The organism is Pseudoalteromonas sp. SR43-2 (assembly GCF_014163885.1).
Classification (GTDB): Bacteria; Pseudomonadota; Gammaproteobacteria; order Enterobacterales; family Alteromonadaceae; genus Pseudoalteromonas; species Pseudoalteromonas distincta.
The window spans coordinates 54,877-75,638 of the sequence record NZ_JACJED010000001.1; the positions used below are offsets into that span (position 1 = coordinate 54,877).

Sequence of the window (20,762 nt, forward strand, 5' to 3'; positions counted from 1 at the left end):
CTACCTAGGAGAGCGAATGTCGTCAGATCAAAACGATTTTTTATTTTTTGAACAAGACTATGAAGATGATGCAGTAATTGAGCCGACTAAGTTTTGGGATATTTTAATTGTTGATGACGAACCTGAGATCCATTCTGTAACAAAGTTAGCTTTGTCTGGGGTTGAGTTTTTGGGGGCAGGCTTGCGATTTCATGATGCCTATTCGGGAGCTGAAGCAATAGAGATTTTAGCTGAAAATAACGATATTTCAGTTATTTTTTTAGACGTTATTATGGAAACTGACGATGCTGGCTTGCAGGTTGTAAAAAGGGTGCGTGACGAATTAAATAATCAACATGTAAGAATTATTTTAAGAACAGGGCAAGCTGGTAATATACCAGAAGAAAAAGTAATACGTGAATACGATATAAATGATTATAAAACTAAAACAGAACTCACTCGCTCTAAATTAGTAACATCGCTCATAACCGCTATTCGCTCTTACGAGCAGGTATGCCAGCTTGAATATCAAAGTGATGCAATGAACACGATTGTTTCTGCATCAAAGTCTATTTTAGGGCTTACTGATATTAAGCAACTATGCAAAGAAATCATCAAGCACATGAGTATTATTTTAAAGTGTTCACCTCGAGGGCTTGTGTGCAGCAAATTAGACGGCGATGACTTTATTCAAGTATTAGGTGGTTGTGGGCATTACGAAAACTACTTTGGTGAAAAATTAATTAATGTTGATAGCAAAGTATTTAAACAAGTTGAGTCGTGTTTTGATTTATCAAAGCATCAACATACAGACTCAAGTGCAACATTTGTATTAAAAAGTAAGCATAGAAAAGCGGCTTTATATATAGAATGTGACCATGTTCCTTTGCAGGCACAATTGCAGTTCGCTGAAATCTTCTTAACAAATGTGAGTGTTGCCCTGGATAATATAAGGCTGTTTGTAAAGTTAAGAGATGCAGCTTATAAAGATGTGCTTACAGGTATTTCAAATCGTACCAATTTTATTGAACGGGTAGAGCGTTATCAAAAGCCGCACGTGAATGATTATGTATTTGTACTACTTGATATAGTTAATTTTGCAGATATTAATAATGGCTTAGGGCAAGAGGTCGGCAATAAAGTATTAATTGGCATTGTGCAAAGGTTAAAAGAAAACTACCCAACAGCTAAGTTACTATCTCGTATTGGTGCTGATGTTTTTGGTTTTATTATTCGCCGTGATGAACTCGACTTAAAAAAATTGAATGAGCAGTTAGGTGTTCCATTTTGCGCAGAAGAGCATACATTGCCTATCGATTTTAGATTGGGTTTATGCCAACAGCAAGACTTTCAAAGTAGCGGGATTGATACACTTAAAGTTGCTTATATTGCACTTAATCAAGCTAAAAAAACAAAACACAAAGAGGGAATTTATTACAGTGTAGACATGCAAGATAAAATGGCTTGGCGCATAGGAATTATTAGACAATTACGTCATGATTTTGCTCGAAATAAGTTAGAGGTATGGTATCAACCTCAACTTTCATTAGATGACTTGTCTTTAATTGGGTGTGAGGCATTACTTAGGTGGCCTACCGGTAATGGATCATATATATCGCCAGCGGTATTTGTTCCACTTGCAGAAGATGCGGGCTTGATTGTTGATATAGGGCAGTGGGTTTTAGAGCAAGCTTGCCAACAACAAAAGCGCCTAGAAAATATGGGCACCGAAATTTGTATTGCGGTTAATGTGTCTGTTCCGCAGTTTAAAGTAAAAGGTTATGCTCAAAACGTTAAAAATACATTATTAAAATATGGTGTTAAGCCAAAAAACATAGAGTTAGAAGTCACAGAAAGCGTAGTAATGGATGAACTCGAAACTGTTATTAATACACTTAGAGAGCTTCAAGAGTTAGGGATTGAGGTTGCTATTGATGACTTTGGGACTGGCTTTTCATCGCTTAGTTATATACAAAGTTTACCCTTGGATAGGTTGAAAATAGATCGTGCATTTATTAAGGATCTGCCAAATGATGACACTGGCGCTATTGCTGCCTTAGTTATTTCTCTTGGTGCTAAGTTGGGTTTAAAAACGATTGCTGAAGGCGTTGAAACACAAGAACAAGCTCAGTTCTTAAAAAACTTAGGCTGTGATGAGGTACAAGGTTTTATGTATGCTAAACCAATGCCTGAGCATGAATTGATAGAATTTATAAATAAACGCTAAAAAAGATTAACTTATTATTTAAGCTAATGAACGATTTAGAATTTAAAGCGCGATATGCTTTGACTACTTTGTATATATAAAGAATTTAGTAGGGTATAATTCGCGCCTTTTGTTATTCTACGGCCACAATTATGAGCACACTCAAAGCTAAGCGCGCCTTATTTTCATACCCGAAATACTGGGCTGAATGTTATGGCACCGCGCCATTTTTACCAACTACACGTGAAGAAATGGATGCACTTGGCTGGGATAGCTGCGACATAATAATAATTAGTGGCGATGCGTATGTTGACCATCCTAGTTTTGGTATGGCTGTAATTGGCCGTGTACTTGAAGCGCAAGGCTTTAGAGTGGGGATTATTGCCCAACCTGCATGGGACTCTAAAGATGCATTTATGGAGCTCGGCAGACCGAATTTATTTTTTGGTGTAACAGCCGGCAACATGGATTCGATGATCAACCGCTATACAGCGGAAAAACGCATGCGCCACGATGATGCTTACACGCCTAATAACGTTGGCGGTAAGCGCCCAGATCGCGCCGTGATGATTTACTCGCAAAAATGCCGTGAAGCATACAAAGGTATCCCAATTGTTATTGGCGGTATTGAAGCCAGCCTTCGCCGTATTGCTCATTACGACTATTGGCAGGAAAAAGTACGTCGTAGTATTTTGTTTGATGCAAAAGCCGATATTTTAATTTACGGTAACGCAGAGCGCCCGCTAGTTGAAGTTGCACACCGTATTGCGGCGGGTGAAACGATGGATACGATTCAGGATATTCGCGGCACGGCTGTTATTCGAAAAGAGCCTCTACCTGGTTGGCGTGGCAGTGATTCTACCGCTATTGATAAAATTGGTAAAATAGACCCTATTCCAAACCCATATGGCGCGGATGATGTTGGCTGTAGTAAATCTGAATTTAAACAAGCGGGTATTGATTTAAAAGCAGAAGCGGCAAAACCAATCATGGTTCAGCCTGCACGTCCTAAGCCGTGGGAAAAAACCTATGTTAAGTTACCTGCTTATGAGCAAGTAAGTGTTAACAAACCTTTATACGCCCATGCCTCGCGAATTTTACATCAAGAAACAAACCCTGGTTGTGCAAGAGCGCTTTACCAACGACATGGCGATCGCTCTATTTGGGTAAACCCGCCAGCATATCCATTAGAAACACATGAAATGGATGCTGTATTTGGTTTGCCGTATCAGCGTATTCCTCACCCAAGTTATGGTGATGCTAAAATACCTGCTTACGATATGATTAAAACGTCAGTTAATATTATGCGTGGCTGTTTTGGTGGCTGTTCGTTTTGCTCAATTACAGAGCATGAGGGGCGCATTATTCAAAGTCGTTCGCAAGAATCTATTATTGAAGAAATTGAACAAATTAGAGATAAAGTTCCCGGCTTTACTGGTGTTATTTCTGATTTAGGTGGCCCAACGGCGAATATGTATAAGCTGCGCTGTACTAGTAAAAAGGCCGAGAGTACCTGTAGACGCTTATCATGTGTGTATCCAGATATTTGTAAACACATGGATACAGATCATACGCCAACAATAGATTTGTATAAAAAAGCACGTGAAGTTAAGGGTATTAAAAAGGTATTGATTGCTTCAGGTGTACGTTACGATTTAGCTGTACGCGACCCGCGTTACGTTAAAGAATTAGTAACGCACCATGTAGGCGGTTACTTAAAAATAGCGCCAGAGCATACAGAGGATGGTCCATTATCAAAAATGATGAAACCAGGTATGGGAGCGTACGATCAATTTAAAGAACTATTTGATAAGTACTCTAAAGAAGCTGGTAAAAAGCAGTATTTAATTCCTTACTTTATATCTGCTCACCCAGGTACAAAAGATGAAGACATGGTAAACATGGCTTTATGGCTTAAATCAAACGACTTTAAGCTTGATCAGGTACAAAATTTTTACCCATCACCTATGGCTAATGCGACGACTATTTACCATACAGAGATGAACTCTTTGCGTAATATAAAAAACAACTCAGAAGTTGTTCCTGTACCTAAAGGTGCACGCCAACGTAGATTACATAAAGCTATTTTACGCTACCACGATGCAGCTGGTTGGCCAATGATACGTGAAGCTCTACGTAAAATGGGTAAAGCTAATTTAATTGGTAAAGGGCCTAACTGTTTAGTGCCAGAAGAAGGTCGGGATGAAAAAGCAGGTAAAGGTGGTAAAAAAGGTGGGCGTCCGGCACTAACGCGACATACCGGTTTTAGCCAATTTAAAAAGGCAAACACTAAGCCAAAAGTAGGCGGTAATCGTCAAAGCACACGTTAGTAATTTTATTTGCTAATAGATAAGGCTAATTGCGGTACGCGTTTTTTAGCTTTTTATACGTAAATTAAGTAAGCCTTGCTCTTTATTACCTATATTATTGTAGGTGATATAGGGTGAGGTTTTAGAGCCCCTCTCTTTAGATATCCTGTGCTAAGTTTAGCTTTTTAAAGCATTGATGATAACCACAAACGCAATTTAAGTGACCATAACGGCTGAATGCCGGTGAGTCCTTGCGTCATTTTATTATCTTTTAAGATTATATAAGATGGCGTGACTTGTCCCTGCCAATCGGAAAATATCTCCCCGTGTTGATCGTTAACAGTACTGAAGCTGTAGCCTTGCTCATTTAAATAATCATGCAGCTCTTGATCAGAGCCTGATTTTATCGCGATGCTCACAACGGGGTATTTATTCTCGTTTGCGAGTTCGTTTATGGCAGGGGAGGTAATACTACAAATAGGACACCAAGTTCCCCAAAAATACACAAGCGTGGGTTTATCTTGGCTCATTGCTGCTAAATCAATGTTTTGCCCTTTATAATCGATTAATTGTAATAGAGGATTTGCTGGCATGACAGGTTGCCGCCACCAATTGACGGCGGTATAAAGGACGAAAAATATAGAGCCATATACCAGTACACTTTTTAATATGGATACGCTTTTTTGTTTTAGCGTTTTTTTAGGTATGTCATTTTTATGTTTGGTATCCGTTGCCATAGCTACTGATTTACCCTAAGTATTTTTGCTGTAGTTTTTTACATTTAAAGCGTTTAATTTATATCAGCAACCATGTGGCAGTACCTAAAAAGGTGAATATACCAACAATATCAGTCACTGTGGTTAGCACCACACTCCCTGCAAGAGCAGGGTCTATATTCATTCTTTTAAGAATTATTGGAATACTTGCACCAGCAACACCTGCCACCACTAAGTTCATAAACATAGCGAAGGCGAGTACGCCACCAAGCATAAAGTCCCACTGCCATAGCGCAATAACACCCGCAATTAATAGTGACCACAAAATACCGTTTAGCGCGCCAATGGCCAGTTCTTTCATCATCAAGAAACGTTGGTTTGTTTGGTTTATATGACCTACTGCAATACCACGGATAACAAGCGTTAATGATTGGCTACCAGCAACACCACCCATAGAAGGGACAATACCGTTAAGCACAGCCAAAATAGGGAGCACATCTAAAGTGCCTTCAAAAAAGCTAGCTACAAAAGCAGCTGCAAGTGCGGTTAGTAAATTAACTCCTAGCCAAACTGAGCGTTTTTTAGAGCTTTTTAGTACAGGCGCGAATGTATCCTCTTCATCATCAAGACCGGCTAGGCTTAATAAGCTATGCTCGGCATCTTCTCGGATTACATCAACGATGTCATCGATAGTAACACGACCGAGGAGTTGGTCGTTATCGTCCACCACAGGGGCCGATATCCAATTATGGCGCTCAAATAATTGCGCTACTTCACTTTCATCCATTGAGATTGGGATAGACTCACAATCTTCATCCATTAAATCGCGCACAATTTTTTCTGGCGGATTAGTTAATAATGTACTCAGCGATAAAGCGCCTATAAAGCAGTTATGTTTATCAACAACATATAAATCATCTGTACCCTCTGGTAACTCACCACGCAGTCTAATATAACGAAGTACAACATCGAGTGTTACATCAGGGCGAATGGTCACCGTATCGGTGTTCATTAGCGCACCTGCTGAACGCTCTTGATATGACAGTGCTTGCGTGGCACGTTCACGGTCTTGAATGTCCATCGCGCTAACAACGTCTTTATAGACGGTATCTGGCAGGCTACGTAATACTTCACCTAAGTCATCGTGGCCCATGTCTTCAGTTGCGGCGGCAATGTGCTTAGGTTCCATTTGGGCAATAATGCCTAAACGAACATCTTCAGATAATTCTTCAAGAACATCACCCTGCACATCAGGATCGACCAATTGCCAAAGCAGTCGGCGAATTTTATGCGGTGATGATTCTAATAATAATGCGGTATCACAAGGAGCCGTTTTTGCGAGCATGCGCCTAACTTGAACAAATTGACCACTATTGAGTGACTTCGTCACCTGTTTTAGTTGCTGTAGTGGGTAATCTTGTTCAAAAGCTTCAGGCATTGGCGTCCTTTATAAATTGTTATATTACTTTATGGGGGGGAGGTGAGTTAACTGGCGTTACTAACCTATCTATTTTATATATCTGTTTTAATTGAAGCATTAGTAATGCGAATATTGTTTTTATAAAACAGGTTATTCTTGTTCATTAAAGCGTTGTGCTATTAATTCTCCAACAGCGTGTAAAGCTTGCTCAGAATCAGGGCCTTTACAAACAACTTTAACTTCTTTTCCTTGGCTACTTTCAAGTAACATTAGTGCAAGTACGCTATCGCCTGCTGCTTCTTTGTCATCTTGGAATAATGTGATTGTCGCATCAAATTGTACTGCTAATTGCGCAAGCACAGTAGCTGCTCTGGCGTGCAAGCCTAATTTGTTTTTTATTAAAAAGGTATCTTCACAATGCATAACTTACTCTACCTAAGCTGAACAGGTGATTATTCAGCTATATTATTTTTCTTGTTCGCGATGGCGAATTTTTACATTGGGATGTGTCATTGCAAAACTTTCACCGATAGTTTGCGCTAAATACACAGAACGATGTTGCCCGCCTGTACACCCAATAGCAATGGTTAAATAACTGCGGTTATTTCGTTCTAAATGCGGTAACCACGTTTGTACAAATGTTTGAATTTGCCATGTGAATTTTTGCACTATGCTGTGATTAGCTAAATAGTCTTTAACCGGTTGATCTAACCCATTTAAAGGCTTTAACTCTGGTTCCCAGTGTGGATTTGGTAAAAAGCGTGCATCAAATACGTAGTCTGCTTCTTTTGGTATACCGTGTTTAAAACCAAATGATTCAAATGTGACAATCAGTTGCTTATCTTTTTTACCTAAAATCTTTTCACGAATAGATTCAGCGAGTTGATGAACACTTAAATCAGTCGTATCTATCATAAAGTCGGCGCGAGTGGTTAATACATCAAGTAATTCTTTTTCTTTTTTGATGGCTAAATCAAGCGGCAACGAGTCTATTGATAGTGGGTGTAATCTGCGTGTTTCAGAAAAGCGTTTGATCAATGTCTGATCGTCGCTATCTAAATAAAATAACGTAGGGTTTGCAAAGCCTGGTAAGTATTCAAGAATATCGTTAAATTCATCTTGTTCTTTAGGGATGTTGCGCACATCTATGCTAACAGCAATTTTATCGTAGCTATCAGACACACTGCGAACTAATGAAGGTAGTAGGTTTACTGGAATATTATCAACGCAATAATAACCTAAATCTTCTACAACGCGCAAAGCAACCGACTTTCCAGAACCAGAACGGCCGCTTATGATAATTAACTCCATTTAACACCCTTTATAAAACTATGATTGATCGACAATAACTTGGTAAAGCTCAGTATCAGATTTTGCACTGCGTAACTGTTTACAAAAATCTTTGTTGTTTAGTTTATCAGCAATGGTTGCTAGAGTCTTTAAGTGCTGCTGGTTATCGCCATCTGGTACGATGAGTGCGACAAAAATATCAACAGGGCGATTATCGATTGCATCAAAGTTTATTGGAGTTTCGCTAACGAGCACTAAAGCCAAAGGCTCTTCTGCACCGCTCATTCTTCCATGAGGAATAGCAATGCCACGCCCTATACCTGTACTACCTAATTTCTCTCTGCTCATTAAAGCATTAAGAATATCTTGTTGCGGTAAATACGGAAGTTTGTCGTGAGCAAGTTCGCTAATGAACTCTAAAATTCTTTTTTTGCTATTAAAAAGGACCGCAGCTTTGCTGCAGTCCTGGCATATAAGTGAACTTAATTTCATCATATTAGTGTCGAGCAAGCTTCTCTTTGTGTTTGATTACTTGGCGATCGAGCTTGTCGATCAACGAGTCAATAGCGGCATACATATCTTGATGTTCTGTAGAGGCAAATAGCTCAGCACCGCTTACGTGTATTGTGGCTTCTGCTTTTTGATTTAACTTTTCTACATCGAGAATGACATGAACATTATTAATATGATCAGAGTGTCTTTCAAGCTTCGCAAATTTAGTATTAATATAGTCTCTTAGTGAATCGGTTAATTCTACGTGACGACCAGTTAAGTTTAGTTGCATAAGCATTACCCTCTTAGTTTAGCGTCTTAAATCAGACTTTTACGCTGATTTGACGGTGGAATAGCAAGAGATTCGCGGTATTTTGCGATTGTACGTCTCGCTACTTTAATTCCTTGCTCAGCCAATATATCCGCTATTTTGCTATCACTCAATGGTTTTGCTGAGTTTTCTGCTGCGATTAATTTTCGGATAAGCGCACGTATTGCTGTAGATGAACATTCACCACCGTTTTCAGTACTTACATGGCTTGAGAAAAAATATTTAAGCTCAAATATACCACGGGGTGTATGCATGTACTTTTGAGTAGTCACACGCGAAATTGTCGATTCGTGCATTTCTACCATTTCAGCGACATCATTTAAAACCATTGGTTTCATGGCTTCAGGGCCATGTTCAAAAAAGCCTTGTTGTTGCTTAACAATACAATTAGTAACTTTTAATAGCGTGTCGTTTCTACTTTCTAAGCTTTTAATAAACCATTTAGCTTCTTGTAAATGTGAGCGGATAAACTGGCTGTCGCCACTTGATTTTACAGTGCGAGACATTGCCGCGTATTGGCTATTAACACGAATTTTAGGCATGCTATCTGGGTTTAATTCGACAACCCAGCGGCCTTTAATTTTTTTAACTGACACATCAGGAATAACATACTCAGATTCTTCCCTTACAATAGTATCTGCAGGTTTTGGGTTGAGAGTATGTATTAGTGTCATCACTTCTTTAAGCTCTTCTTCTTTAAGCTTAGTTTTTTTCATTAATGTACGATAGTCGCGAGCTGCTAATAGATCAATATGCTCGGTTAAAATCATTTTCGTTTCATTAATGTAAGGTGTTTCTTTATCAAATTGATTAAGCTGAATACACAAACACTCTTGTAAACTACGTGCGGCAATACCCACAGGATCAAACAGTTGGATGCGTTTTAATACCGCTTCAATTTCATCAAGTTCGACTTCGTTATCATCTTCGTTTTCTTGATTAAAGCTTTCTAAAATCTCTTCGCAGCTTAATGTTAAAATACCTGAATCATCGACGGCCTCTACAATCGCAATAGCGATGGCTTCATCGGTAGGGCTAAATGGCGTTAGTTGTAATTGCCACATTAAATACTCATGGAGCGTTTCAGTAGAGGCGCCTTGGTATATTGATTCGTCTTCAGGCATTGGACCTGATGAGGCTGCAGGAGCGGCACTCATGTACTCATCCCAACTAACATCCATAGCCATGTCGTCACTTAGCGTGTCTTTTGCAAGTGCTTCACCAGTATCTTGTTCATATTCGCTCGGAGCATCATCAGCAGATGCGCTAACAGTTATGTCATCGGTATCAGCTTTTTGCTCGTTTTTACCAGCAGCGTCTTCAGAATAGTCTGCCTCTTCAACCTCTAATAGTGGATTACTGTCGAGAGCTTCTTGTATTTCTTGCTGGAGATCCAATGTACTGAGTTGCAACAAACGAATAGCTTGTTGCAGCTGTGGAGTCATTGTAAGTTGCTGGCCCATGCGCAGCTGTAGTGATTGCCTCATGTATCTCTAACAATCCTTTTATGTTGTTATAATTAATACTAGCAGATGCTTAAAGACATGGCGTAAATGTTACAGCCTAAATTGCTCGCCTAAATAAACATCGCGTACTGTTTTATCATTTAATACGTGTTCTGGAGTACCTGATGCAATCAGCTCCCCATGAGAAACAATGTAGGCTTTTTCGCAAACATCAAGGGTCTCTCTTACGTTATGGTCGGTAATTAATACTCCAATCCCACGATTTTTAAGATGTTCTATTATTTTCTTTATATCTAATACCGAAATAGGGTCAACACCGGCAAACGGTTCATCCAGTAATATAAATTTAGGATCTGCTGCCAGCGCTCGTGCTATTTCTACACGACGACGTTCTCCACCCGATAATGCCATACCTTGGCTATCACGAATGTGTTGTATGCTAAATTCATCTAATAAGTTATTGAGCGTATCTTCTCTGGCTTGTTTATTTAGTTCTTTGCGCGTTTCTAAAATGGCCATTAAGTTTTGATAAACAGTCAGCTTTCTAAAAATTGATGACTCTTGCGGTAAGTAGCCTATGCCTAATCTAGCACGACTATGCATAGGTAAAAGAGTAATATCGTTATCATCAATAGATATTTTACCTTTGTCGCTAGGAACAAGCCCTACGATCATATAAAAAGTCGTTGTTTTACCAGCACCGTTAGGGCCAAGTAAGCCAACTATACTGCCAGCTTGTACTTCGAGGCCGACGTTTTTTACAACTTCACGACCTTTATAGCTTTTTGCCAATAGTTCTGCTTTTAATGTGCTCATGGTTGACCTTTATCGCCTTTTTTACTTTTTTTAGTTTCGATCGGTACTAAAATTGTGTGAACGCGGTCAGTTGAGTTTTCATCTTTTTCGGCACTGATGAGCTGCTGCTCTATGTCGTAGGTAATGCTTTTAGCATTTATTTTTTGTCCGGCTTGCGATACTTGTGCATTACCAACAAGCGTTAAAAAACGCTTAGATACATCATAACGTACTTCGTCAGCACTGGCGCTCATAGTCGTGCCATCTGATTGCTTTTCTTCAAAGTGCGCAGGGCTACCTGTGGCAATTAATAATTGTTTATTATCACCAAGTTCATCGCGTTTGTGTACTTCGAGGCGATCGGCTGTAATGCGGCGATTACCGTGAATTATCTCAACGTTTTTCTCAAAAATCCCGACATTAGCTTTTAATTGACCTTCTTGCTTGTCGGCACTTATTGAAATTTGATTGGCAGCAGGTTGCGTGTTTTGCTCTGCAGCACTACTATTAAACGCTAGTATAAGTGTAGGAATTATAAGTGATTTTAATATTTTATTGGTCATAATATATGGTTCGCGTATGGTTAATTAGTTTTATCACTTCGGTTTTTAAGTCGGCCTCTAGGCCTTTACCAGTGATTTTTAAATTGGGTCCAGTGATAATGACGGGTTGCTCCGAACGCATTGTTAATAGCTTTATATCTACCTGAATATTATCAGCATTGATTTTGTCTATCATGGCGTTATCGGTTAAATTTTTGGCAACCACATTACCTTCTAAAATTAATTGTTTATCTTCGTATAATGTTGCTTCGTCTGCATTTATTTGCCACGTTTGTTGTTCGTTATATAAAGTAAAAATGGGTTTTTCGAAAAACGTGAAACCTAATTGCTGGTATAGCTCCATTTTAGCCGCAGTGACTTTGTGGCTAATTTTACCTTGCTCATCATAGGCTGTCTGTTTGAGCTCAATAGCAATGTAATCAGGCTTAGCAATAACTTCTGGCTCAGCCTGAGGCACAATATTTGTTTGTGTAAAATAAGGGTACCAAAGCCAAACCATACAGCTAATGAATAAAACGCTTAATATTATGCGCGCTGCATTCATGAACTAGTGCCTTGTGTAGTCAATGTTTTACCATTTTCAAGCATGAGCAAATCGGTGAGTTCTCTCACAGCACCAAAACCGCCAGGCATTTGCGTTACATAATGTGACAAACGCTTAATAAGTGGGTGGGCATCATTTACTGCAACGGCAAAGCCTACTAACTCCATAACAGGCATGTCAGGACCGTCATCACCAATATAAGCAATTTGTTCATCGCTAAGGTTGAGTTTATCTTTTAATTCTTGATAGGCAATGAGCTTATTTTCTTGGCCTTGATAAATATGCTGTACGGTTAAGCTGCTCATACGTTGTTGTACTATCTGTGAATGACGACCAGTAATAACAGCTACTTCAAAGCCACTGTTTATAAGTGCTTTAATGCCAAAACCATCTTTTGTATTAAATGCTTTTAGCTCTTCACCTTGATTGCCAAGGTAAATACGGCCATCAGAAAATACACCATCAATATCGCATATAAGTAGTTTTACTTTTTTAGCGCGTGCTTTTGCATCATCGCTCAGCGGTTGATAGAGTTCTTCAAATTGCATTTATAACACTCCTGCTTTTAATAGGTCTTGCATATTTAATGCGCCAATAGGTTGGTTTTTCTCATTGACGACGATTAGGCCATTTATACGTTTACGTTCCATAATATTGAGCGCTTCAGCGGCTAAAATATCTTGCGTAGCTGTAGTACATGACTTAGTCATAACAACATCTATTTGTGTTGTATGAATATCAATTCTTTGTTCTAAAATGCGACGTAAGTCACCATCGGTAAATAACCCTACGAGTTGCTGATTTTCATCAACAATGGCTGTCATACCTAACCCTTTAGCTGACATTTCAATTAGGGCATCTTTAACTGTTTGTGAAACATCAATAATAGGTGTATTTGCGCCGCTGTGCATAACATCTTTTAAAGTAAGTAATAAGCGCTTGCCTAAACTACCACCTGGGTGAGATAGCGCGAAGTCATCAGCTGTAAAGCCGCGAGCTTCTAATAATGCAACAGCCATGGCATCGCCCATCGCAAGCGTTGCAGTGGTACTTGATGTAGGGGCTAGACCCAATGAACAAGCTTCTTTTTCTACTTTAATGCACACATGTACATTAGCAAGGGTTGCCATGGTTGATTGCGTATTGCCAGTCATCGCTATCATTTTGGCACCAAGTCGTTTTAAAACCGGAATGATATTTAAAACTTCGCTGGTTTCCCCTGAATTAGAAATAAGCATAACCACGTCATTTTTAGTGATCATACCTAAATCACCATGACTTGCTTCACCAGGGTGAACAAAAAACGCAGGGCTGCCAGTGCTTGCAAGAGTTGCCGCTATTTTATTGCCTATATGGCCTGATTTTCCCATGCCAATAACAATAATACGGCCTTCACAGTCGTACATTAATTGGCACGCATTATGAAAATTTTCATCTACATATTGTGCAATATCACTAAGTGCTTGGCGCTCAACATCTAAAACGCGAAGGCCTTGTTCAATAAAGTTTAGCGTTGCCATCATTTACCCTACTTGACTAAAAATATACCCTTGGTAACCCAAAAACGCTATTAGCAATAAGCCGCCTTCTACCCTATTGATACGCTGGGTGCCTCTAAAGTTCAATGACATAATAATAAGAGCAAGTGTTGCACCAATCATAATTAATATATCTCGGCTTACTAACGATGGATCAATTGCTGAAGGATTAATAATACCTGCTAGAGGTAATACAGCTAAAATATTAAATATGTTTGAGCCAACAATATTACCTAGTGCTAAATCATCTTCATTTTTAAGTACACCTGCAACCGAGGCGGCAAGTTCAGGCAAGCTAGTACCAATGGCAATAATTGTTAAACCAATGACTAAGTCGCTTAAGCCGAAGTATTTAGCAATATCAACAGCTGAGCCGATTAAAAAATGAGAACTAACCGGCAAGAGTATCATGCCGACAATTAACCAAAATACCGCTTTTTTAGTAGGTACATCGTTTGGTACATCGTCGCAGGCTTCTGAGACAAATGGGTCATCTTGGTTTTTTGCACGCATAGATACAATAATTAACCCACCGATGAATACGATAAAGCCAACTAAAAGCGCAACACCTTCACTAAATGAAAAGTAGTTATCTGAGAACACATACCAAGTAGCTAAAGATACGAGCATCACTAATGGCATTTCACGTTTTAACGTACTAGATGAAACTGAAAGAGGGCGAAATAGAGCTGTGATACCTAACACAAGTAAAATGTTTGTAATATTAGAGCCAACAGCATTGCCAACGGCTGTGTCGGTTTTGTTAGCTAAAGCGGCAGAGGCTGAAACCATCATTTCAGGGGCTGAAGAGCCCATGGCTACAACGGTCAAACCAACAATAAGTGTAGGTACACCAAAGTTTTTAGCAAGAGCCGCAGCCCCATAAACAAACCTATCGGCACTCCAAACAAGAGCTGCAAAACCAAGAATTAAAATAACAAACGAGGTAACCATTGTGTTAAGCCAGTTATACAAAATACGGATGGCGCGAATAGTAACAAAAGCCAAGATGAAAGTATAAATAAAAGAGTAAGGTCAACTAGGTAACAATGTTGCTTTTAAACAGCTAATTTAAAAATTTAAGCCGGGGTTAAGCTGTTTTGAGCGAGTCTTATAATCCTTTTCATGGGTGTATTACAAAATCTTACGAATTGTTTTTTCCATCTTTGACAAAAAAGCTTTAAAATAGGGGCACTAGTGAACATTTTTATGGAGAGCGACTTGTCGCAATCAATAGTAGAAGTCAAGGATGTTAGCTTTTCGAGAGGCAATAGAACCATATATAAAAATATGAGTTTTAGCGTTCCTAAAGGTAAAATTACTGCGATTATGGGGCCAAGCGGAATTGGCAAAACCACTATGTTGCGTTTAATTGGTGGTCAGCTTAAACCAGATTCAGGTGATATTTTATTTGAAGGTGGCAGCATTCCTAAAATGTCTCGTAAAGAGTTATACGAAGCACGTACTAAAATGAGTATGCTTTTTCAAAGTGGTGCGTTGTTTACTGATATGTCGGTATTTGACAATATCGCGTTTCCTATAAGAGAGCACACAAAGCTAAGTGAAGACCTGATTCGATTAGTTGTGTTAATGAAATTGCAAGCTGTTGGACTACGTGGCGCTAAAGATTTAATGCCATCTGAGTTATCCGGCGGTATGGCAAGGCGTGCTGCACTTGCACGCGCTATAGCACTTGATCCAGAGCTAATCATGTACGATGAACCATTTGCAGGGCAAGATCCTATTTCGATGGGCGTATTGGTTAAGCTAATTAAGTCGCTCAACGAAGTATTAGGTTTATCGTCTTTAATCGTGACGCACGATGTAACAGAGGTAATGAGTATTGCCGAACACGTTATAATTATCGCCGATCAAGGGGTAATTGGTTCTGGTACTCCAGATGAAATGCGTAATCATGAATCTCCTTTAGTTCAACAGTTTTTAAAAGGCTTGTCGGATGGTCCTGTACCATTTCATTTTCCGGCTCAGGCTTATGCAGACGAACTACTTGGAGAAAAAGCATAATGTTGGATTTATTTCAAAAGCTAGGGCATAAAACGCTAGGACGTTTTGCGGCCCTTGGTCGTTCTGCTTATATGCTGTTTAGTGCATTAGCGCATGTTCCTAATTTTAAAAAAGGCACACCGTTACTTGTTCGCCAGCTTTATATGGTTGGTTCGCAATCGTTACTCATTATTATGGTGTCGGGTTTGTTTATCGGCATGGTGTTGGCTTTACAAGGTTACACCGTATTGGTTGGTTATGGCGCTGAGGATAGTTTAGGGCCTTTAGTGGCACTGAGTTTATTGCGAGAGCTGGGCCCGGTTGTTACTGCATTACTATTTGCAGGACGCGCAGGTAGCGCTTTGACCGCTGAAATTGGCTTAATGAAAGCAACAGAGCAACTTTCATCACTTGAGATGATGGCAATCGATCCGCTAAAACGTATTATTGCACCGCGCTTTTGGGCGGGTTTTATAAGCATGCCATTGCTTGCATTGATATTTTCAGCTGTAGCAATTATAGGCGCTCATTTAGTGGGTGTAGATTGGCTGGGGGTTGATACAGGTAGTTTTTGGTCAATCATGCAATCGCAAGTGTCGTTTCAGCAAGACATACTAAACGGTATTATTAAAAGCTTTGTATTTGCCATAGTGGTGACCTGGATTGCGCTTTATAAAGGATATGACTGTGTGCCGACCTCTGAAGGGATCAGCAAAGCAACCACCGAAACGGTTGTTCATTCGTCATTAGCAGTTTTAGGTTTTGACTTTATTTTGACAGCGGTAATGTTTACCAGCTAATAGGGTATAGATAATGAATTCACGGAAATTAGAAATTTTAGTTGGTTTTTTTGTAGCACTTGGCATTTTAGCTTTTGCGATGCTTGCACTTAAAGTTGCCAATTCAGGTATTAGTGGCTCTGGCGAAACATATACGCTTAATGCCAAGTTTGAAAATATCGGCTCGTTAAAAGCGCGTGCGCCAGTAAAAGTAGGTGGTGTTGTAATTGGTCGTGTTGAATCAATTTATGTTCACCCACAAGAGTTTTTACCAGTCGTTAATATGACCATTGACGCACAGTACTTATGTCGTTTTTCAGACACAAGCTCAATCTCTATTTTAACGTCGGGTATTTTAGGTGAGCAGTACTTGGGTATTCACCCTGTAATTTCTCCAGATTCTGCTAAGCAACGTTGTTTAGGCGAAACAGTGACAGAAAACAAGCAAGATGAAGCAATTGACGATTTATTTGGTGTGGAAAGTAAAGCACTAGGTGATGGCGATTCAATCACTGATACTAAGTCTGCCATTGTACTTGAAGAATTAATCGGGCAGTTTTTATTCAACCAAGGTAGTGAGTAATTATTATGTTGAAAAAGTTTTTAGCTATTGTAGCAATAGGCACAATGACGCTAACTCAAAGCGTAAGTGCAGCAGATGTGAAATTAATCGATCCTAATAAAATGGTACGCCAAGTTGCCGACAATACATTTGCGCGCATCAAAAAAGATCAGCCATTAATTGTTAAAGATCAAGAGTACCTTCGCGTAATAGTCGAAGAAGAATTAATGCCTTATATCGACTATAAATATGCAGCACTTCGTGTACTTGGTAGTGAAGTATCTAAAGTTCGTGCAATTACCGACGAGGCTGAAAAGGCCAAAGCAATTAAAGAAATTCAACGCTTTATTGGTGTATTTAGAGAGTACTTAGTTGCTACTTATGCAGGTGTATTTACTCAATACACAAACCAGAAAGTTGAGTTTGGTGCAGAGCAAGCGTTTAAAGGCAAAGACGTTGTTGTTGTTAAGACTAAAATTATTGAAGACGGTAAACCTGATATCAGAATCGATTTTAAAGTACGCGAAGACCGCGACGGTGAATGGCGCGCGTACGATATGATTGCCGAAGGTATTAGTTTACTAGATGCAAAGCAAAGCGAGCTGCAAGGTATTTTGCGCCAGCAAGGTATTGATAATGTAAGTAACCTTTTAGAGCAAAAGAGTCAGCTACCAGTTCAGTTTAGAGGCAGTAACTCGAATGACTAAATTGGCAATAAGCCAAGTTGATGGACAACATTTTGGAGTAAGCGGTGAGCTTACTCGAAATTCAATTGGCGATGAACAGCTTCTGAACAATAAGTTATTAACTAAGCATAAAACCATCTATTTCGACCTAAGTGGGGTATCAAGGGTTGACACAGCAGGCTTAGCTTGGTTAATTCACTCTTTTGCAGAATTAAAGCAGCAAGGCATTCGCCTTGAATTGCAAAACCTACCTGAGCAATTGCAAAATTTAATGCAATTGGGTCAGGTTACAACCCTATTTGAGTGAGAGTTATGGAAACTAGCCAAGTCGAAACATTGTTACGCGAAGAACTTCAATTAGCTGAAGTACATGTAAAAGCCAATGGTAGTCATTATGAAGTTGTTGCAGTAGGCGAATGCTTTGACGGTTTAAGCCGAGTTAAAAAGCAGCAGCTAGTTTATGGTCCATTAATGAATACAATTTCAGATGGGACAATTCACGCAGTATCTATTCGTGCATTTACTCCTGTAGAGTGGAAGCGTGAACAAAAATTTATTTTACCGCAATAACTAGGGCCTCCTAATGGATCAATTTGTAATTCAAGGTGGCACTTCACTTGCTGGTGAAGTGACTATTTCGGGCGCTAAAAATGCCGCACTTCCTATTTTATTTGCTTCGCTATTAGCTGATGGTAAAAGTATCTTTACTAATGTGCCGCGTCTTCGCGACATAGTGACCACTGAAGCCTTATTAAAAACTTTAGGTGCTGATGTTAATTGGCATGGCGATACGCTAGTGATTGACGGTGCAACGGTTGATAAAACATTAGCGCCTTACGACTTAGTAAAGCAAATGCGCGCCTCTGTGCTTGCATTAGGCCCTCTAGTGGCTCGTTTTGGTGAGGCTCAAGTGTCTTTACCTGGTGGGTGCGCCATTGGTGCTCGTCCGGTTGATATTCATATTCAAGGCTTGGAGCGCATGGGCGCACAAATAAACGTTGAAAATGGTTATATTAATGCCAAGGTAAATGGTCGCTTAAAAGGCGCTGAAATTTTTATGGAAATGGTAAGCGTAGGCGCTACCGAAAACCTATTAATGGCAGCGGCCCTGGCTGATGGTAAAACCATACTTGATAATGCGGCACGCGAGCCTGAAATAATTGATTTAGCTAACTGCCTAATTGCTATGGGCGCTAAAATTACGGGTGCAGGTACTAGCCGCATTGAAGTTGAGGGCGTTGAGCGTTTAGCTGGCTGTGAGCACAGTATTTTACCTGACCGAATTGAAACGGGGACGTTTTTAGTCGCAGCAGCAATGGCTGGCGGTGAAGTACTTTGTAAAAATACAGACTTTCATTCTCTTGAACCTGTGATTGAAAAGCTACGTGCTACGAATGCGCACCTAGAAGTACATAACGATAGTATTTATCTTGATATGCGCGGCCGTGAACTTAGAGCCGTGAATATTAAAACAGCTCCGCACCCAGGTTTTCCTACGGATATGCAAGCTCAGTTTACAGCATTGAATGTAGTAGCAAATGGTAGTGCAACGATCACAGAAACGATTTTTGAAAACCGTTTTATGCATGTACCAGAGTTGCAGCGTATGGGCGCTAATATTCGTTTAGAAGGGCATACCGCAATTTGTGGTGAGACTGAAAGCTTAACGGGTGCGCAAGTAATGGCAACCGATTTACGCGCTTCAGCTAGTTTAATTTTAACGGGTATAGTGGCACAAGGTGAAACGGTTGTTGACCGTATTTATCACGTTGATAGAGGTTATCAGCGCATTGAAGATAAACTAAGTGCATTAGGCGCAAACATTAAACGTAGAAGTAGCTAAGTAGATAACTAGTTAAGCTATTTTAAAAAGGTCGGATACGCAAATTGCTATCCGACCTTTTTATTGACGATTGGTATTACTATTTATTAAAGCTTTGTTTCAAGCTCAGCTACCACCACCATGATTTTTTCTATTTTTCCATCTCTGTAAAGCTCAAATTCTATTTCTTTACCTGGCTCCGTATTACCTATTTTTTCAAGCACTTTTTGCGGGTTTGCTACCGAAAGCCCTGAAATTTTAATGACGATATCTTGCTCTTCAATACCCGCTTGCCATGCTGGCCCCAAAGGGTCTAAATTAGTAATGCGCATGCCGGTAACCGGCGTTAGGCTGTCGTTTACTTCTTTACCTGTACTATCTACTGCTGTACCTTCAAAGCCTAAATAGCCGCGTACAACGCGACCGTGACGAATGAGTTTACCCATCACTTTTTTAGCAAGTGAGTAAGGAACCGCAAAAAATATTCCTTGAATATTCAGGTTCTCACGCGTTTTAAATTGTGCAGAAGTAATGCCGACTAAATCACCATTGGAGTTAACTAATGCGCCGCCGGAGTTGCCCACGTTAATAGCTGCATCCATTTGCAATAAGTTATTGTAAGGGCTATCTGTAATTTTTTGCTTACCGGTTGCACTAATAATGCCTTGAGTGATTGTTTGCCCTAAGTTAAGCGGGTTGCCTATAGCAAGTACAACATCGCCTACATTTGATACATAGCTATCGTTTACGGGAATCACCGGGAGGTGATCTGCATTGATTTTAAGTAAGGCTAAATCAGTAATAGTATCAAAACCAATTAGTTGCACATCAAAAAAGCGTCGGCCATCGGTTAAGATAACCATAATTTGGTCTGCATTATTCACAACATGGTAGTTAGTAAGAATATAACCGTCTTGCGACATAATGACGCCAGAGCCTAGCTCTTGTACCGTGTTTTTTCTTTTATAACGAGGTTCTTTGGAAATGCTTTCTGAAAAAATAGTAACTACAGAAGGAGCTGCTCGTTTAACTGCATCAGAAAAACTCAAGTGACTCGCACTCATCGCGCTTGGAAGGGGAACATTAGGAAGTAAGGCGGCTCGCATATTAGGGCTGAAAAAAACCACTAAAAAAGCAATACTTAGACCTGCAAATAAAGGGGGAAGAATAAATTTTATTAATTTCAGCACAGTTTTCTTATTATGTAAGTGAGCAATCTCTTTATGATGACATAAAAAAAATAACAGCGGCAAGTGCCAC

The 20,762-nt window shown here is 39.7% G+C and carries 23 protein-coding genes; 9 read left to right on the forward strand and 14 right to left on the reverse strand.

Features of this window, described 5'->3' with window-relative positions; translation table 11 throughout:
• The first annotated feature begins 16 nt into the window (after positions 1 to 16).
• Both H5120_RS00300 and H5120_RS00305 read left to right on the forward strand, forming a co-directional pair.
• On the forward strand, positions 17 to 2,206 hold the full coding sequence (locus tag H5120_RS00300; RefSeq protein WP_182673260.1) for an EAL domain-containing protein: 2,190 nt from the start codon (positions 17 to 19) through the stop codon (positions 2,204 to 2,206).
• 131 nt (positions 2,207 to 2,337) lie between these two features.
• A complete protein-coding gene (locus H5120_RS00305; RefSeq protein ID WP_002957933.1) occupies positions 2,338 to 4,515 on the forward strand; it encodes a YgiQ family radical SAM protein in 2,178 nt (725 codons plus the stop codon).
• A gap of 164 nt (positions 4,516 to 4,679) precedes the next feature.
• On the opposite strand, the gene H5120_RS00310 is transcribed toward H5120_RS00305, so the two are convergent.
• The 13 genes from H5120_RS00310 to H5120_RS00370 form a co-directional block, all read right to left on the reverse strand.
• A complete protein-coding gene (locus H5120_RS00310) occupies positions 4,680 to 5,087 on the reverse strand; it encodes a protein disulfide oxidoreductase (protein WP_259397804.1) in 408 nt (135 codons plus the stop codon).
• A gap of 202 nt (positions 5,088 to 5,289) precedes the next feature.
• Complete coding sequence (gene mgtE, locus H5120_RS00315) at positions 5,290 to 6,648, reverse strand: magnesium transporter (protein ID WP_182673262.1); 1,359 nt, start codon at positions 6,646 to 6,648, stop codon at positions 5,290 to 5,292.
• 132 nt (positions 6,649 to 6,780) lie between these two features.
• On the reverse strand, positions 6,781 to 7,053 hold the full coding sequence (locus tag H5120_RS00320; RefSeq protein ID WP_002957937.1) for an HPr family phosphocarrier protein: 273 nt from the start codon (positions 7,051 to 7,053) through the stop codon (positions 6,781 to 6,783).
• Positions 7,054 to 7,095: 42 nt separating this feature from the next.
• Positions 7,096 to 7,941, reverse strand: a complete 846-nt coding sequence (rapZ, locus tag H5120_RS00325) for an RNase adapter RapZ (protein ID WP_002957938.1) — start codon at positions 7,939 to 7,941, stop codon at positions 7,096 to 7,098.
• Between the two features lie 18 nt (positions 7,942 to 7,959).
• Positions 7,960 to 8,412 carry a PTS IIA-like nitrogen regulatory protein PtsN gene (gene ptsN / locus H5120_RS00330; RefSeq protein ID WP_024595797.1) on the reverse strand — a complete coding sequence of 151 codons (453 nt, stop codon included), beginning with the start codon at positions 8,410 to 8,412 and terminating at the stop codon, positions 7,960 to 7,962.
• Between the two features lie 4 nt (positions 8,413 to 8,416).
• Positions 8,417 to 8,704, reverse strand: coding sequence for a ribosome hibernation promoting factor (gene hpf, locus H5120_RS00335; protein ID WP_007580301.1), 288 nt, complete (start codon positions 8,702 to 8,704; stop codon positions 8,417 to 8,419).
• 26 nt (positions 8,705 to 8,730) lie between these two features.
• Positions 8,731 to 10,230, reverse strand: coding sequence for an RNA polymerase factor sigma-54 (locus H5120_RS00340; RefSeq protein WP_002957941.1), 1,500 nt, complete (start codon positions 10,228 to 10,230; stop codon positions 8,731 to 8,733).
• 69 nt (positions 10,231 to 10,299) lie between these two features.
• Entirely contained in the window at positions 10,300 to 11,025 is a 726-nt protein-coding gene (gene lptB, locus H5120_RS00345; RefSeq protein ID WP_002957942.1) for an LPS export ABC transporter ATP-binding protein, read from the reverse strand.
• Positions 11,022 to 11,567, reverse strand: a complete 546-nt coding sequence (gene lptA / locus H5120_RS00350; protein WP_002957943.1) for a lipopolysaccharide transport periplasmic protein LptA — start codon at positions 11,565 to 11,567, stop codon at positions 11,022 to 11,024. The genes lptB and lptA overlap by 4 nt, the downstream gene beginning before the upstream one ends.
• On the reverse strand, positions 11,557 to 12,111 hold the full coding sequence (gene lptC / locus H5120_RS00355) for an LPS export ABC transporter periplasmic protein LptC (protein WP_024606357.1): 555 nt from the start codon (positions 12,109 to 12,111) through the stop codon (positions 11,557 to 11,559). The genes lptA and lptC overlap by 11 nt, the downstream gene beginning before the upstream one ends.
• Positions 12,108 to 12,659 (reverse strand): 3-deoxy-manno-octulosonate-8-phosphatase KdsC, encoded by a 552-nt coding sequence (gene kdsC, locus H5120_RS00360; protein WP_002957945.1) that lies wholly within the window; start codon positions 12,657 to 12,659, stop codon positions 12,108 to 12,110. Before kdsC ends, lptC begins: the two co-directional genes overlap by 4 nt.
• Complete coding sequence (locus tag H5120_RS00365) at positions 12,660 to 13,631, reverse strand: KpsF/GutQ family sugar-phosphate isomerase (protein ID WP_002957946.1); 972 nt, start codon at positions 13,629 to 13,631, stop codon at positions 12,660 to 12,662.
• A gap of 3 nt (positions 13,632 to 13,634) precedes the next feature.
• Positions 13,635 to 14,603: a calcium/sodium antiporter gene (locus H5120_RS00370; RefSeq protein WP_002957947.1), complete on the reverse strand. Its 969-nt coding sequence runs from the start codon at positions 14,601 to 14,603 to the stop codon at positions 13,635 to 13,637.
• A gap of 255 nt (positions 14,604 to 14,858) precedes the next feature.
• Between H5120_RS00370 and H5120_RS00375 the strand changes: the two genes are divergently transcribed.
• From H5120_RS00375 to murA, 7 genes are read left to right on the forward strand one after another with little or no spacing between them, the layout of a single operon-like run.
• The gene (locus H5120_RS00375) at positions 14,859 to 15,674 is read left to right on the forward strand and encodes an ATP-binding cassette domain-containing protein (RefSeq protein WP_080945050.1); all 816 of its coding nucleotides are present in this window, start codon (positions 14,859 to 14,861) and stop codon (positions 15,672 to 15,674) included.
• Positions 15,674 to 16,453, forward strand: a complete 780-nt coding sequence (mlaE, locus tag H5120_RS00380; RefSeq protein WP_002957949.1) for a lipid asymmetry maintenance ABC transporter permease subunit MlaE — start codon at positions 15,674 to 15,676, stop codon at positions 16,451 to 16,453. The genes H5120_RS00375 and mlaE overlap by 1 nt, the downstream gene beginning before the upstream one ends.
• Before the next feature lie 13 nt (positions 16,454 to 16,466).
• Positions 16,467 to 17,015, forward strand: coding sequence for an outer membrane lipid asymmetry maintenance protein MlaD (gene mlaD, locus H5120_RS00385; RefSeq protein WP_002957950.1), 549 nt, complete (start codon positions 16,467 to 16,469; stop codon positions 17,013 to 17,015).
• A gap of 5 nt (positions 17,016 to 17,020) precedes the next feature.
• Positions 17,021 to 17,701: a phospholipid-binding protein MlaC gene (locus H5120_RS00390; RefSeq protein ID WP_002957951.1), complete on the forward strand. Its 681-nt coding sequence runs from the start codon at positions 17,021 to 17,023 to the stop codon at positions 17,699 to 17,701.
• Positions 17,694 to 17,987 (forward strand): lipid asymmetry maintenance protein MlaB, encoded by a 294-nt coding sequence (locus tag H5120_RS00395; protein ID WP_149593489.1) that lies wholly within the window; start codon positions 17,694 to 17,696, stop codon positions 17,985 to 17,987. Before H5120_RS00390 ends, H5120_RS00395 begins: the two co-directional genes overlap by 8 nt.
• Positions 17,988 to 17,992: 5 nt before the next feature.
• A complete protein-coding gene (locus H5120_RS00400; protein WP_002957953.1) occupies positions 17,993 to 18,250 on the forward strand; it encodes a BolA family protein in 258 nt (85 codons plus the stop codon).
• A 13-nt stretch (positions 18,251 to 18,263) separates the two neighbouring features.
• A complete protein-coding gene (gene murA, locus H5120_RS00405) occupies positions 18,264 to 19,523 on the forward strand; it encodes a UDP-N-acetylglucosamine 1-carboxyvinyltransferase (protein ID WP_149593490.1) in 1,260 nt (419 codons plus the stop codon).
• Between the two features lie 86 nt (positions 19,524 to 19,609).
• Here the strand turns inward: murA and H5120_RS00410 are convergent, their stop codons facing one another.
• The gene (locus tag H5120_RS00410; protein ID WP_182673263.1) at positions 19,610 to 20,692 is read right to left on the reverse strand and encodes a trypsin-like peptidase domain-containing protein; all 1,083 of its coding nucleotides are present in this window, start codon (positions 20,690 to 20,692) and stop codon (positions 19,610 to 19,612) included.
• Positions 20,693 to 20,762 lie beyond the last annotated feature (70 nt).